Source organism: uncultured Parvibaculum sp., assembly GCF_963975745.1.
Lineage (GTDB): Bacteria > Pseudomonadota > Alphaproteobacteria > Parvibaculales > Parvibaculaceae > Parvibaculum.
This window is the reverse complement of sequence record NZ_CAXBIB010000002.1, coordinates 1-14,843: the sequence shown is the minus strand read 5'-3', so window position 1 is coordinate 14,843 and position 14,843 is coordinate 1. Positions and strand designations below refer to the sequence as shown.

The 14,843-nt window shown below is 66.3% G+C and carries 8 protein-coding genes and 1 other annotated feature; of the genes, 4 read left to right on the top strand and 4 right to left on the bottom strand.

Annotated elements, in window-relative coordinates; translation table 11 throughout:
- Positions 1 to 5: 5 nt before the first annotated feature.
- The 3 genes from AAC071_RS01730 to AAC071_RS01720 form a co-directional block, all read right to left on the bottom strand.
- Positions 6 to 1,490 carry a SulP family inorganic anion transporter gene (locus tag AAC071_RS01730; protein ID WP_339829286.1) on the bottom strand — a complete coding sequence of 495 codons (1,485 nt, stop codon included), beginning with the start codon at positions 1,488 to 1,490 and terminating at the stop codon, positions 6 to 8.
- A gap of 71 nt (positions 1,491 to 1,561) precedes the next feature.
- Positions 1,562 to 1,617: a sequence feature (sul1 is cis-regulatory element that is thought to sense ions involved in sulfur or methionine metabolism; They are found in Alphaproteobacteria), on the bottom strand.
- A gap of 66 nt (positions 1,618 to 1,683) precedes the next feature.
- Positions 1,684 to 2,451: a DsbA family protein gene (locus AAC071_RS01725; RefSeq protein WP_339829284.1), complete on the bottom strand. Its 768-nt coding sequence runs from the start codon at positions 2,449 to 2,451 to the stop codon at positions 1,684 to 1,686.
- Between the two features lie 46 nt (positions 2,452 to 2,497).
- A complete protein-coding gene (locus AAC071_RS01720; protein ID WP_339829282.1) occupies positions 2,498 to 3,871 on the bottom strand; it encodes a M48 family metalloprotease in 1,374 nt (457 codons plus the stop codon).
- A 222-nt stretch (positions 3,872 to 4,093) separates the two neighbouring features.
- On the opposite strand from AAC071_RS01720, the gene AAC071_RS01715 reads away from it, so the two are divergent.
- Positions 4,094 to 5,539: a gamma-glutamyltransferase gene (locus AAC071_RS01715; protein WP_339829280.1), complete on the top strand. Its 1,446-nt coding sequence runs from the start codon at positions 4,094 to 4,096 to the stop codon at positions 5,537 to 5,539.
- 81 nt (positions 5,540 to 5,620) lie between these two features.
- Here AAC071_RS01715 and AAC071_RS01710 read toward each other — a convergent pair whose 3' ends face one another.
- Positions 5,621 to 8,206: a ribonuclease E/G gene (locus AAC071_RS01710; RefSeq protein ID WP_339829277.1), complete on the bottom strand. Its 2,586-nt coding sequence runs from the start codon at positions 8,204 to 8,206 to the stop codon at positions 5,621 to 5,623.
- Between the two features lie 847 nt (positions 8,207 to 9,053).
- Here AAC071_RS01710 and AAC071_RS01705 point away from each other — a divergent pair.
- The 3 genes from AAC071_RS01705 to prfB all read left to right on the top strand — a co-directional run bounded on the left by AAC071_RS01705 (position 9,054) and on the right by prfB (position 14,752).
- On the top strand, positions 9,054 to 10,469 hold the full coding sequence (locus AAC071_RS01705) for an N-acetylmuramoyl-L-alanine amidase (protein WP_339829275.1): 1,416 nt from the start codon (positions 9,054 to 9,056) through the stop codon (positions 10,467 to 10,469).
- 93 nt (positions 10,470 to 10,562) lie between these two features.
- Positions 10,563 to 13,316 (top strand): penicillin-binding protein 1A, encoded by a 2,754-nt coding sequence (locus AAC071_RS01700; RefSeq protein WP_339829273.1) that lies wholly within the window; start codon positions 10,563 to 10,565, stop codon positions 13,314 to 13,316.
- Positions 13,317 to 13,623: 307 nt separating this feature from the next.
- A protein-coding gene (gene prfB, locus AAC071_RS01695; RefSeq protein WP_339829270.1) for a peptide chain release factor 2 occupies positions 13,624 to 14,752 on the top strand; the annotation gives its coding sequence in 2 pieces (ribosomal slippage) (positions 13,624 to 13,692 and positions 13,694 to 14,752; 1,128 coding nt in all).
- Positions 14,753 to 14,843 lie beyond the last annotated feature (91 nt).

Sequence of the window (14,843 nt, the reverse complement as noted above, 5' to 3'; positions counted from 1 at the left end):
CTCCCTCAATGTCCCATCAGCTTTTCAAGCGCGCCGGGCCTGTCATGGATCGCTAGCCGGTCGACGATCGTTTCGCTGGCATCGTTCAGCCCGACGATCTCGACCGTCGCGCCATCGCGGCGAAATTTCAGAACCGCCATGTCGAGCGCCGCAACACTCGAAATGTCCCAGATATGCGCGCGGCTGACATCGATGACGACTCGCTCCAGCGCTTCCTTGAAGTCGAACGAGGCAAGGAAATTATCGGCCGAGGCGAAGAATATCTGTCCTTCGACAACATAGGTCCTTTCGCGCCCGTCCTCCGAAGCGACGGAGGTCACGCGGAATATCTGGGCGATCTTCCAGGCGAAGAAGATACCGGAAAGCAGCACGCCCACCAGGACGCCGATGGCGAGATTATGGGTGACGACGACGGTGGCGACGGTCGCCAGCATCACCACGGAGGAGCTGCGCGGATGCTCGCGCAGGTTCTTGATCGACGACCAGCTGAAGGTGCCGATCGAGACCATGATCATGATGGCAACAAGCGCCGCCATCGGAATCTGCTTCACCCAGTCGCCCAGCACCACGATCATGAACAGCAGGAAGATGCCGGCGCAGAAGCTCGACAGCCGCCCGCGGCCGCCCGACTTCACATTGATGATCGACTGGCCGATCATCGCGCAGCCGGCCATGCCGCCGATGAAGCCGGTCGCCGTGTTGGCGATGCCCTGGCCGATGCATTCCTGGTTCTTGTCGCTCGGCGTGTCGGTCAGATCGTCGACGATGGTGGCGGTCATCAGCGATTCCAGCAGGCCCACCGCCGCCACCGCCGCCGAATAGGGCAGGATGATCATCAGCGTTTCGAGATTGAGCGGAATCTGCGGGATCAGGAAGACGGGCAGGGTGGAGGGCAGTTCGCCCATATGGCCGACGGTGCGGATGTCGAGTCCGAAATAGATCGCAATGCCGGTCAGCGCGACGATGCAGATCAGCGGCGAGGGGACGGATTTGGTCAGCAGCGGAAAGAGATAGATGATGCCGAGCCCGCCAGCGAGCATCGCATAAGTCAGCCACGGCACGCCGATCAGCTCGGGGATCTGCGCGATGAAGATCAGGATTGCCAGCGCGTTCACAAAGCCCGTCATCACCGAGCGCGACACGAAGCGCATCACATAGCCGAGTTTCAGCAGGCCGGCGACGATCTGCATCAGCCCGGCCAGCACGGTGGCGGCGAGCAGATATTCAAGCCCGTGATCCTTTACCAGCGTCACCATCAGCACGGCAGTCGCCGCCGTCGCGGCGGAGATCATTCCGGGCCGCCCGCCGGTGATGGCGACGATGACGGCGATCGAGAACGAGGCATAGAGCCCGACCTTGGGGTCGACGCCCGCGATGATCGAAAAGGCGATGGCTTCGGGAATGAGGGCAAGGGCGACAACGAGGCCGGCGAGAACGTCGCCACGAATATTGCCGAACCATTGCTGGCGGTACGCACTTACTGAGATCATGGAAATCCGGAAAGACACGAATGCGCACGGGATCGGAACGATCCGCGTCCGTGAAATCGGTCATTGGTTGGGAATATCCGGCGGATTGGCGGCCGGCAGAGCCACCCGGCATTTCACCGGGTCCAGTCGAGTTGCGCCTTGTTAGACCGGTTTATGCTGCAGCGCAACACAAATCTCGACGCCTGGCCTGCGGTCAGCGCCCCGCGCGTGCTTCCGCCACCACTCGCGCCAGCCGTTCCTTGTCGACCGCGCCGGGCAGCATCTCGCCGCCGATGATGAAGGCGGGCGTACCTTCGATACCGATCGCCTCGGCCAGCGCATATTGCCGCGCAAAGACGTCCATCAGCTTCGGGTCTTCCATGTCCTTCTTGAGGCGCGGCCCGTCGAGTCCGGCCTTGGCCGCGATTTCCATCAGCGCTTTCTCGCTGAGCTGTCCCTCATGCTCGAACAATGCGCGGTGCATTTCGATGTAGCGGCCCTGTTTGCGCGCCGCCAGCGCAGCCTTGGCGGCATCGAGCGCGCGCGGCCCGAGAATGGGGAACTCTTTCAGGATCAGGCGGATATTGCCATCGGCATCGACGAAATCCATCAGCGGCTGGAAACTGCGCTTGCAGTGGCCGCAGGTGTAGTCGAAGAACTCGACGATGGTCACATCGCCCTTCGGATTGCCATAGGTGTAGTCGTCCGGATCGTCATAGATCGCCGCGCGCTGCGCCTCGATGGCCGAACGTGTCTCGGCCAGCGCCGCGGCCTGGTGCCGTTCCTCCAGTTCATGCAGCGCTTCGAGCACGATCTCGGGATTCCGGATCAGATAGTCGCGCACGACCGTCTCGATGGCCTTTCGTTCGGCAGCATTGAAGGTGGCGGCGTCCTCTGCCATGGCGGGGGCTGTGAAGATGACGGGAAGCGCCATCAGCAACGCGGCAAGCGACAGGCAGGGCAGGGAACGGAAACGCGGCATCGGAAGCTTTCTTGGGAAGGTTGACGAAAAACAGTTGTTCGGCGCCTCAGCCGCGTTCGGCCGGATCGGCCTGGATGGCGAGATCCTGCGCCTGCAGCCATTCGGGCGAACCCTGACGCAGATTCTTCAGTGCCCGCGCCGCATGCATCTTGGACTGCTTGATGCGGCCCAGCGCATTGTAATACTGCGCCGTCGCAAGCTCGGCCATGCCGATATCGTCGAGGCGGCCATAGGCGATCGAAAGCTGGTAGAAGCCGAAGGGCTGCGCCGCGCCGCGCGTGCCGGTCAGCAGATGCGGGATCGCGGCGCGCGCGTTTTCCTCGCCGTCGCGGCCGAGCAGGGCGCGGCCGAGACCGAGGTGAAGCTGCGAGTCTTCGGGCTTCAGTTCGACGGATTGCCGGTAGGAAGTCACCGCCTCCTCGATCCGTCCGCTTTCGAACAGGATCTGCCCCTTGACCTCGTGGATATAGGGGTTCTTCGGATCGCTGGCGAGCAGCGGATCGATTTCGGTCAACGCCTCCGAGAGCGCACCGGTGCGGTGATAGGCGACCGCGCGCGCATAGCGCGCATAATCGCTGTTGTCGCTGGACGGATAGCGGTTGAAGGTGGTGTTCGGCTCGTCGAGAAACCCGTGCAGCTTGGCCTGCACCATCTTGAAGCGGTGGATCTCCGATGCCGGCAATTCGCGTTCGAAATAGGGCGAGGCCTTGACGCGCGTCTCGAGCGCGCTGAAGCGCGCCGCCGACATCGGATGCGAACGAGCGAACGGGTCCTGCCGCTCGGCCGACAGCATTTCCTGGTCGCGCATCGAGGCGAACAGGTCGAGCATGCCCTTGCCGGAAATGCCCGCGCGCTGCAGATAGCTGGCGCCAGCCTGGTCGGCGCTCGATTCCTGGCTGCGCGTATAGGCGAAGAAGCCGCGTTCGGCGAGATGCTGCCCGCCCAGGATCAGTGCCATGCCGGCATCGGGTTGTCCGGCCGCAATGGCGCCGACGCCGAGAATCATCGAGGCGATCATCGGCGCCTGCAACTGGCCGATATGTTCGCGCCGCTGCACCAGATGCCCGCCCGCCATATGACCGATTTCATGCGCCATCACACCGATCAGCTCCAGCGGCGAGTCGACGATGGTGATGAGGCCGGTATTGTAGAACATCTGCTGGCCTTCGGCGACGAAGGCATTGAGGCGGCGGTCGTTGACGAGATGAATCTTGACCGCGGAAGGTTCGAGGCCGGCGACCCGCAGGATCGGATCGGCATAGTCGCGCAGCATGCTCTCGGTTTCGGCGTCGCTGACGATCGAAATGCTCTGTGCGGCAGCCGTGCTGGCGCTGGCGAGGATCAGTGCGGCGCAAAGCGCCAGCGCGCCTGTCAAGCGCTGCAAGGCGTACCGGCCGGCAATCTGGCTGATGAATCGCATCGGGCGAACTTTCACACGCGTCACTGGCATTTCCGGCGGATTCGGCCCGCCGCCTTGTTGTGCCCGCATCCGGGCGCGTTGACGATACCGCCCCGACGAGACTAAACGGTAGGGAGGGGTGCGCAAGCCGTCAATCGGGCCCCGCCGGTCACGAATGATCACGAATTCAACGGCGAAAATGGCGGATTCCGTCGGCTTCGGCAAACAGAGGAAACAGCGCGAATGGGGCAGAAGTGTGGAATTCCGGTCGCCGTCTTGCGGCAGGCGACGGGGCTGGCCGGTATCGCCATGGCGGTTTCGCTCTCGGCCTGCGTCGAACTGGGCGAACCCGAGCCGATCGCCGCCACATCGGTCAGTCACGGCGTCGAAACCCGCACCCAGCGTCTGGCGCGCCTGACCGACAAGGACGCCGGCGGCAACCCGGCTTTCGGCGCGGCAATCGCCGACGAACCGGCCGCTGCGCTGGTCGCACGACAGGTCCTCGAACAGGGCGGCAATGCGGCCGACGCGGCAACTGCGCTTTACTTCGCTCTGTCGGTCACCTGGCCGGCGGCAGCAGGTCTCGGCGGCGGCGGTATCTGTCTGGCCCGCAATGCCGATGAGCGCACGGTCGAAAGCATCGCCTTCCTGGCGCGCAGCCCGCAGAATGGTGGCGCGGTTGCTGTGCCCGGCAATGTACGTGGTTTTGCGCTCTTGCAGTCGCGCTACGGTAACCGTCCCTGGGCGTCGGTTGTCGGTCCGGCCGAACGCATGGCGGCAACCGGTTTCCCCGTCTCGCGTGCCGCCGCTGGCCAGTTTGCCGATGCTGCCGCGCTGATCGCGGCGGCCCCCGCCTTGCAGGCGCATTTTTCCGGCGAAGGCGGCGCGCTGCCCCGCGAACTCGACCGTGTCACCCGCGGCGATCTGGCGACGACGCTGGCCGCCATCCGCAATCAGGGCGTCAATGGCTTCTATGCCGGCACCACGGCGCGCCGGCTGGTCGACGAGGCGGCGCGGGTTGGGGGCGCGTTGAGCCTTGCCGATCTGCGCGACTACCGGCCCGAGGTCGCGCCGGCGCAGCGTCTGCCGATGACGGCCGCCAATGTCGCCGTGCCGGCCGAAGCGCTGGGCGCCGGCCTCTACGCGGGCGCGCTCTGGCGCAACATCGAAAAGGCAGGCGCGTCCGAGCTGGCCGAACTGGCACGCCGTACCGCCGCCTCGCTGGGCGCGACCGACGCGCCCGGCCGCGATTATGGCTCGACAGCCTTCGCGGCGATCGACGGCCGCGGCGGCGCGGTAGCCTGTGCGGTCACGATGAATGGCGCTTTCGGTGCCGGCCATGTCGCGGAAGGCACCGGCATCGTCTTCTCCGCCAATCCGCAACAGGCGGCCTCGGGCATCGCCTCGGCCTATCTGATGCCGGTCATCGTCACCAGCGCCAATGGTTCGCGCGTCTTCTTCAGCGGCGCCGGTGCCGGCGCACCGAAGGGTGCGGCGGCAATCCAGCATGCCGCGCGGGCGGCGCTTGCGGGCCCGGAGGCGGTGACGTCGGCGCTGGCGGCATCGCCGGCCGATGCGCGTTCGCCGGCGCATGCGATCGCCTGTCCCGACGGCCAGCCGACCGGCGCCTGTGTGCTGGCCACCGGGCCGCGCGGTGATGGCATGGGCGTCACCGCGCTGGGCTTTTGAACCCGGCTTCGGCGCCTGAACGGAAAAGGGCCCGGGGTTCATGCCCCGGGCCCTTTTGTCGGATGGATAGGGTCGGTCGTCTCAGCGGCGTTGCCACCAGCCGCGTCGTGTCGGTTCGGCGGGCTGGTCCGGCTCGGCCGAACGCAGGGCCGGCGCCTCGGCCAGCAGCGGATCGCTTTCGGTTTCGATCGGCGCTTCGACCTCGCGGTCGGTCCGCGGTGCGTCCGACGGGTCGATTACCGTTGCCTGGGCTTCTTCCTCGGCCGGCGTTTCGGCTTCTTCTTCGTCACTCATGCTGTCGCTGCGCGAATAGGAAAGCAGCACCGGCGCTTCCGCCTCGGCCTCGCTGCCGCCGTCATCCGCGCCCGCGGTGTCGTCGCCCTCGGCCGAATTTTCGCCGGCAACCGCCCGGGTTTCCTGGCCGTCTTCTTCGGTCCGGCGGCGATTGCGCCGTCCGCCGCGTCGTCCGCGCCGGCGCCTTTTGCGCTGTCCGTTCTCGTCGAGTTCGTCCTGTGGCGCGGCGGCGCGTTCGCTGCTGTCGCCAGCTTCGTCCGCTTCCGCATCATTCGCATCGCTCTCGCCGGTCTCGCCATCGTCCGACGGCGCGGCCGTGCTGCCGGCTTCGCGTTCCTCGCCGGGCTTGCGCCGGCGCCGGCGCCGCTTGCGCTTGCGCGGGCCCTCGCCATCGCCTTCCTCGGCGCTGCGCCGGGGCGCGGCCGCTTCGGTCGTTTCCTCGGCTTCGTCCTCGGCCTCGTCTTCCTCGACCGCGTCGACGATGTCGTCATCCTCGGCCGCATAGCCGCTTTCGATGCTGATCGCACCCAGTGCCGGCCGCGTCCGCGTCAGCGCGCGCGCTTCGGCCTGCTCGATCTTGTGATCCGAACCGGTCAGCGTCGCATCGGCCTCGATATAGACCGACACGCCGTAGCGGTCCTCGATATCGAGCACATTGCCGCGCTTCTGATTGAGCATGTAGATCGCCACGACCGGCGGCACCTTGACGGTGAAGGCGGCCGCCCGGCCCTTGACGGCCTCGGCCTCGACACCGCGCAGCACATGCAGCGCCATCGACTCGACCGAGCGCACAAGCCCGGTGCCGGCGCAATGCGGACAGGTGACGGTCGAGCCTTCGAGCACGCCCGAGCGCATCCGCTGGCGCGACATTTCGAGCAGCCCGAAATGGCTGATCCGGCCGACCTGGATGCGGGCGCGATCGGTCTTCAGGCAGTCCTTGAGCTTGCGCTCGACGGCGCGGTTGTTGCGGTTCTCGTCCATGTCGATGAAATCGATCACGATCAGGCCCGCAAGGTCGCGCAGCCGCATCTGCCGCGTGATTTCCTCGGCCGCTTCGAGATTGGTCTTGAGCGCCGTCTGTTCGATATTGCGTTCCTTGGTGGAGCGCCCCGAATTGACGTCGATCGAAACCAGCGCTTCGGTCGGATTGATGACGATATAGCCGCCCGATTTCAGCGTGACGGTCGGGTTGAGCATCGAGTCGAGTTGCTGCTCGACGCCGTATTTCTGGAAGAGCGGCTGCTTTTCCTTGTAGGGCTGCACATTCTTGGCATGGCTCGGCATCAGCATCCGCATGAAGCTCTTGGCTTCGCGGTAGCCTTCGTCGCCTTCGATATGGATGGCGTCGATATCCTTGTCGTAGAGATCGCGGATCGAACGCTTGATCAGGCTGCCTTCTTCATAGACCAGCGCCGGCGCGATCGACTTCAGCGTCAGTTCGCGCACGCTCTCCCACATCCGGAGCAGATATTCGTAGTCGCGCTTGATCTCGGCCTTGGTGCGCTTGGCGCCGGCCGTACGCACGATCAGCCCCATGCCTTCCGGCACGTCCAGCGTCTCGGCGATGGCTTTCAGTTTCTTGCGGTCGGCCGCGACTGTGATCTTGCGCGAAATGCCGCCGCCGCGTGCCGTGTTGGGCATCAGCACGCAATAGCGGCCGGCAAGCGACAGATAGGTGGTCAGCGCCGCCCCCTTGTTGCCGCGCTCTTCCTTGACGACCTGCACCAGCAGGATCTGCCGGCGCTTGACGACTTCCTGGATCTTGTACGAACGGTAATTGACGCGCTGCTTGCGCGGCGCCGCCTCTTCCATCGCATCTTCGGCGCCGACCGACTCGATCGTCTCGTCGGAGAGCACGGTTTCGGTTTCGCCGCGCTCGACGGCGGCGGCGCGCTTGCCGTCATCCTCCGCCTCGGCCTCGTCGCCATTCTCGTCGCCATTCGCCTCGCCAGCGTTGCCGTTCTCCGGCGCGTCGGCGTCCTCGTCATTCTCGTCATCCGCATCGCTGGCGCCAGTCGGTGCGTCGGCGGTCGCGCGCGCCGCCGGCGCGTCGTCGGCATCTTCCTCGTCGCGTTCGCGGCGCGCTTCCGCGGCCTGTTGGCGCAGCAGCGCTTCGCGGTCGGCGACCGGGATCTGGTAGTAGTCGGGGTGAATTTCGCTGAAGGCGAGGAAGCCGTGCCGGTTGCCGCCATATTCGACGAACGCCGCCTGAAGCGACGGTTCGACGCGCGTTACCTTGGCAAGATAGATGTTTCCTCGAAGCTGTTTCCTGTTTTCCGACTCGAAGTCGAACTCTTCAACGCGATTGCCGCTCACGACCACAACCCGAGTTTCCTCGAGGTGGGCCGCGTCGATCAGCATGGTCTTTGCCATTGGGCATATCTCCGGAGCGCTGTCTGCCGCGCCGGTCCGGCCACAAATGCGACGGGCCGGACGGGCGCTGGCATGCGCCTTTTGTTGCATGAGCCCGGATCGCCGCGCCGGCGCCATCAAGGCGCGCCGCGTCGGGTCCGGACGGGAAAGGATGAAAAGGAGGGGCGAGGGCGCGCCGCGCAGCCGGTCTCGCAACCGGGCGGACCCGGCTCTCGAAAGAGCCCTGTCCGGTCGGCCGGTCGTGAAGTCGCGGAACTGCGTCGTGCATCTCTACCCTTGGTGCACCCAATGAGCCGCCGGGTGCCGGCGTGTTCTTGTCTCCGCCCGGCGGGACCCGGCCAGGGGCCGGGACGCGGGCGTTGCGGGCCGGGCCCGCGCTGCTGCGTTGGTTTGGCGTTGTCCGGGACGCTTGCCTTGGGAAAACGCCGGGCCCGACGCGGTCGACGCTGACATCCCGCCCGGAAGACCGGTTGGGGGGCGGCGCGACGGTTTGCCCGAAATCCTGTGTCGGCACCCTTGAAAGCCCGAGGCTCGCCGGGTGCGGTCCGTTTGTACCCGTTGCCGCGCTGATTTGGCAAGCACGGCGTCGATGGCCTTTATTGGTCCCGGACGCCCGGTTATTAACCATTCTACCCATTGAAACTTCGTAAATTTTGGCGCGCTAACCATTTTTGAAGTAATCTGGCCGTTATATGGGGTGAGTTGTTGAGCGGGACGCGATCCGCAAATGGCTGCGCGGGCCTGGCCCGGCAGTCGGGGCGGATCGGCCTGGCCGGCGGTGGCGTTCGGGTAACCGTGACGGACGGCACGGAAAGAGGGTCCCACGGTGGCGCTGCGGCGGGTGTGAATGGGACGGAATCGGCAGATTTGGGCGCGTCTGGAACGGCCGGGGCAGGTTCTCGGTCTGCTGGCGTTGTTCCTGGTGCTGGCCCTGACGATGCCGATGCGTGCGCTGGCCGAGGATTTCGTCGCCGAGGGCCTGACCGTCGACGAACTGGCCGAATTGCTGGCCCGCGATCTCGAAAATGACCTCCTGACCACCGGCGCGCTGAGCGATGCGCCGCCAGCCTCCAGCATTCCGCGCGCCGCGCCGCTGCCGCCGGGCATGTCGGCCGTCACCGGCATCCGCTTCGGCGATCACGGTCCCCAGACCCGCTTCGTGATGGAGCTGGCGGGCGATGCCGCCGCCGTCGACTACCGCGTCTTCACGCTGGCCGATCCCTACCGCGTCGTCATCGACCTGACCGGCGTGCCCTTCCGCCTCGACGAGGCCAAGCCCGAAGCCCGGGGCTTCGTCTCCGGCTTCCGCTATGGCCGCTTCCAGGCCGATACCTTCCGCGTCGTCATCGACACCAGCGAACCGGTCGCGGTGGCGCGCAATTTCGTCCTCGACCCGCAGGCCGGCTTCGGCCGCCGCATCGTCCTCGACCTGGCGCCCACCGACAGCGCCACCTTCGCGCAGACGGCCGGCGCGCCGGCCGCCGACCGGACGGCGGCTGCCGAGGCCACGCAGAAGATCGAGGCCGTGGCCGCCGTGCCGATGAGCCCGCCGGCCGAACGCCTCGAACGCCGCCGCATCGTCGTCATCGATCCCGGTCACGGCGGCGTCGATCCGGGCGCCACGGGCAGGAGCGGCGTCTACGAAAAGAACATCGTGCTGGCCTTTGCCCGCGAACTCGCCACGCAGCTGCGCGCGACCGGCCGCTACGAAGTCCATCTGACGCGCGAGACCGACATCTTCATTCCGCTGCGCGAACGCGTCGCCATTGCGCGCAATCACAAGGCCGATCTCTTTCTCTCGATCCATGCCGATGCGATCCAGAAGCCCGATGTGCGCGGCCTCTCGGTCTACACGCTCTCCGAAACCGCCTCCGACCAGGAAGCGGCCGCGCTGGCGCGCCAGGAAAACCGCGCCGACCTGATCGGTGGTCTCGACCTCCAGGGCGAGAGCCCCGAAGTGACCGGCATCCTGATCGATCTCGCCCAGCGCGAAACCAAGAACTATTCGGCCCGCTTCGCCCGCTCGATCGTCGACTATGCCGGCCAGAAGACCGCCATGCTGCAGCGGCCGCACCGTTTCGCCGGCTTCGTCGTGCTGAAGGCGCCCGACGTTCCCTCGGTGCTGATCGAACTGGGCTTCCTGACCAATGCTTCCGACGAGAAACAGCTGGTGTCGGCCGCATGGCGCACCGGCGTCGCCGGATCCTTCACCCGCGCCATCGACCGCTATTTCGGCGATCGTCTTGCCGAGGGGCCGCTTTAGACGACGAGATGACGCGCCTTGGAGTGGCCATATTTCGGCTCTAGCTGACGGCGATACTGTGAACCCATTGTCCGACGGAGGGCAGACCGCCCGATGCTGAGAGTTCTGTCGATCATTGCCGCCGTCCTGCTGGTGCTCGTGACCGGCGTCGTGCTGGCCGGCGGCTACTATGCCTGGCGTCTCAACCAGGATCTGCCGGATTACACGCGGCTGGCCAATTACGAACCGCCGGTCACCACCCGCGTCCATGCCGGCGACGGCCAGATCATCGGCGAGTTCGCCCGCGAGCGCCGCCTCTATGTCCCGATCGCGGCGATCCCGCCGCGTCTGGTCCAGGCTTTCCTGGCCGCCGAGGACAAGAATTTCTACAGCCATGGCGGCGTCGACGCGACCGGCATTCTCCGTGCCACCATCGACAACGTCTTCAACGTGCTGCGCGACCGCCGCCTGGTCGGCGCCTCGACCATCACCCAGCAGGTCGCCAAGAACTTCCTGCTCTCCAGCGAAGTGACCTTCGACCGCAAGCTGCGCGAGGCGCTGCTGGCGCTGCGTCTCGAGCGCGCCTTTTCGAAGGACCAGATTCTCGAACTCTATCTCAACGAGATCTATCTCGGTTCCGGCAGCTACGGCGTCGCCGCCGCGGCGCTGAACTATTTCGACAAGCCGCTCGACGAACTGACCGTCGCCGAAGTCGCCTATCTGGCGGCGCTGCCCAAGGCGCCCGGCAATTATCATCCCTTCCGTTTCCGCGACCGCGCGCTTGCGCGCCGCAACTGGGTCATTTCGCGCATGGCCGAGGAGCGCTTCATCACTGCCTATGAAGCGGCCGAGGCGCGCGCCACCGGACTCGACGTGACGCTGCGCCCGCGCGGTTTGCAGATGCGCGATGCCGAATATTTTCTCGAACAGGCGCGCCGTGAATTGCTGACGCAGTTCGGCGAACAGAAACTCTATGAAGGCGGCCTCTCGGTCCGCACCACCATCGACACGCGGCTTCAGGAAGTCGCCTCCGAGGCGCTGAAGAACGGCCTCGTTGCCTATGACCGCCGCTATGGCTGGCGCGGTCCGGCGGCCCGGCTCGAAGCGGGCGAGAACTGGCAGGAGGCGCTGGCCGCCATGGAGCTGCCGTCCGATCTCGCGCCCTGGACGCTGGCCGTCGTGCTCGACGTCGCTGCCGACCGCGCGACCGTCGGCCTGCGCCCGGCACGCAAGGCGGGCGGCGGCTTCGCAAAGGAAATCGTCAAGGGCGCGATCCTGCTCGAGGACATGAAATGGGCCCGGCCCAACGTCAACCGCATCCATCTCGGCCCGGAAGTGACGAAGCCGGCCGATGTGCTGAAGGTCGGCGATGTGGTCCATGTCGCGCCGCATGAAGAGGCCGGCCGCTACACGCTGCAGCAGGTCCCGGCCGTCAATGGCGCCATCATCGCGATGGACCCGCATACCGGCCGTGTGCTGGCGATGCAGGGCGGCTTCAGCTTCGGCCTCTCGGAATTCAACCGCGCGGTGCAGGCGCTGCGCCAGCCCGGCTCCTCCTTCAAGCCCTTCGTCTATGCCGCCGCGCTCGATCGCGGCTTCACGCCGGCAAGCCTGGTCCTCGATGCACCTTTCGTGATCGACCAGGGCCCGGGCCTCGGCCTGTGGAAGCCTGAAAACTACGAGCGCAAGTTCCACGGCCCCTCGACCATGCGCTTCGGCCTCGAGAATTCGCGCAACCTGATGACGATCCGCCTCGCGCAATATGCCGGCCCTGAAACCGTCTCGGATTATGCGCGCCGCTACGGCATTTCCGACGACATGCTGCCGGTGCTCGCAATGTCGCTGGGCGCGGGCGAAACCACGCTGATGCGGCTGGCCGGCGCCTATGCGATCCTGGCCAATGGCGGCCTCAAGGTCGAACCGACCCTGATCGACCGCGTCCAGGACCGCTACGGCCGCACCATCTACAAGCATGACGCCCGCGCCTGCCAGGCCTGCACACTCGACTTCGCCGATGCGCCCGAGCCGCCCGAACTGCCCGACAGCCGCGAACGCGTCGAGGACCGCCGCACCGCCTATCAGATCACCTCGATGCTCGAAGGCGCGGTCCAGCGCGGCACCGGTACGGCGGTCAAGGCGGTCGGCGTGCCGCTGGCCGGCAAGACCGGCACCTCCAACGAAGCGCGCGACACCTGGTTCATGGGCTATTCGCCCAATCTGGTGGTCGGCGTTTTTGTCGGCTTCGACGAACCGGCGCCCTTGGGCCGCGCCGAAACCGGCGGCCGCACCGCGGCGCCGATCTTCCGCGACTTCATGATGAAGGCGGTCGGCGGCAAGCCGGCCATTCCCTTCCGCGTGCCGTCGGGCATTACGCTGGTCAAGATCGACCGCAAGACCGGCGCGCTGGCTTCGGGCGACGGTCCGGGCACCATCCTCGAAGCCTTCAAGGCCGGCACCGAACCGCAACTGACCTCGGTCGCCCCGGCACTGGGCATTGCCGGCGGCATCCCGGGCGACACCGGGCCGCTCGACAGGAGCGGGGACATCTCGGGCGATTTCCTGCGCGGCGACATGTCGGGCGACATCAATACCGATCGCACGCCCGGCACGGGCGGACCCGGCTACGACCCGCAACACGCGGCGCCCGCCCGCGCGGTCGATCCCTTCGCGCTGCCCGACACCCCCTCCGCGCCCTTCGCGGGCATGCCGGCCGACGAAGCCATCGCGCTCGACGATGAGGACGCCGCCTCCGGCGGCGAACCCCGCGAAACCGGCGTCGTCGAGGAAGAAGACCGCCCCCGGCCGCCGCCCCGCACCGCCACCGGCCAGAGCCGCGACATCGGCGCCGGCACCGGCGGCCTCTACTGAAGTCGCCGGCCGCTTCGGCGCGGCGCCGCGAAGAAAAAGGATTTTTCACGCGGAGACGCGGAGGCGCGGAGAAGGGGAGATTTCTGGCGCTTCGCGCCGGCTAATTCTTCGCGCCGAAGGCGCAATCAATTCCTCTTCGCGTTTTCGCGCCTTCGCGTGGTCCATTCTTCCTTCCTTCCTTTCTCCGCGCCTCCGCGTCTCCGCGTGCAAAAACCGGCCTCCGATGCACCCCCCGGCGCCGAACCCTTTACACCCGCCGCCATCCCCCCTATTTTCCGCCTCCAATCGAGGCACCGGAAAAAATCTCATGCGCGCCGAAACCCAGAACCTCGCCGATGAAATCAAGCAGTCGCTCGCACTGCTGAGGAGGCATCTTTGACTGGGATGCAGCCCTCAGGCGCTATGACGAACTGACGGCGAAAGCCGAAGACCCCGATCTCTGGAACGACCCCGAAAACGCGCAGGCCCTGATGCGCGAACGCACCCGGCTGGAGGAATCGATCGCTCGCCTGCGCCGCTTCGAGGCGGGCCTTGCCGACAATCTCGAACTGATCGAGATGGGCGAGGCCGAAGGCGATGCCGGCATCGTCGCGGAAGCCGAGCAGGCGCTGAAGGCGCTGAAAGGCGAAACCGACGAAGCCGAGCTCGAAACCCTGCTGTCGGGCGAGGCCGATGCCAACGACACCTATCTCGAGGTCCATGCCGGCGCCGGCGGCACCGAAAGCCAGGACTGGGCGCAGATGCTCTTGCGCATGTACACCCGCTGGGCCGAGCGCCGCGGCTACAAGGTCGAGCTGATCGAGCGCCACGAGGGCGAAGAGGCCGGCATCAAGTCGGCGACCATCGTCGTCAAGGGCCACAACGCCTTCGGCTGGCTGAAGACGGAATCGGGCGTCCACCGCCTGGTCCGCATCTCGCCCTATGACAGCGCCGCCCGCCGCCACACCAGCTTCTCGTCGGTCTGGGTCTATCCGGTCGTCGACGACAGGATCGACATCGAGGTCAACGAGAGCGACTGCCGCATCGACACCTATCGCTCGTCCGGCGCCGGCGGCCAGCACATCAACACCACCGACAGCGCCGTGCGCATCACCCACATTCCGACCGGCATTGTGGTCGCCTGCCAGAACGAACGCTCGCAGCACAAGAACCGCGCCACCGCCTGGGACATGCTGCGCGCAAGGCTTTACGAAGCCGAATTGCAGAAGCGCGAAGACGCCGCCGCGGCCGAGGCCGCCGGCAAGACCGATATCGGCTGGGGCCACCAGATCCGTTCCTATGTGCTGCAGCCCTATCAGATGGTGAAGGACCTGCGCACCGGCGTCGAAACCTCCGACCCCGACCGCGTCCTCGGCGGCGACCTCGACCCCTTCATGGCCGCCGCCCTCGCCGCCCGCGTCAAGGGCACGACGGCGGAGGTGGAGGATATCGAGTAGGAGGGCAGGGTGGCAGCATCGTCTCTGTCTTCAACGTCCCACCCTCCCCTTGGGGATTCCTCTGCAAAAGAGAGTGGCATTTGGATTGTAG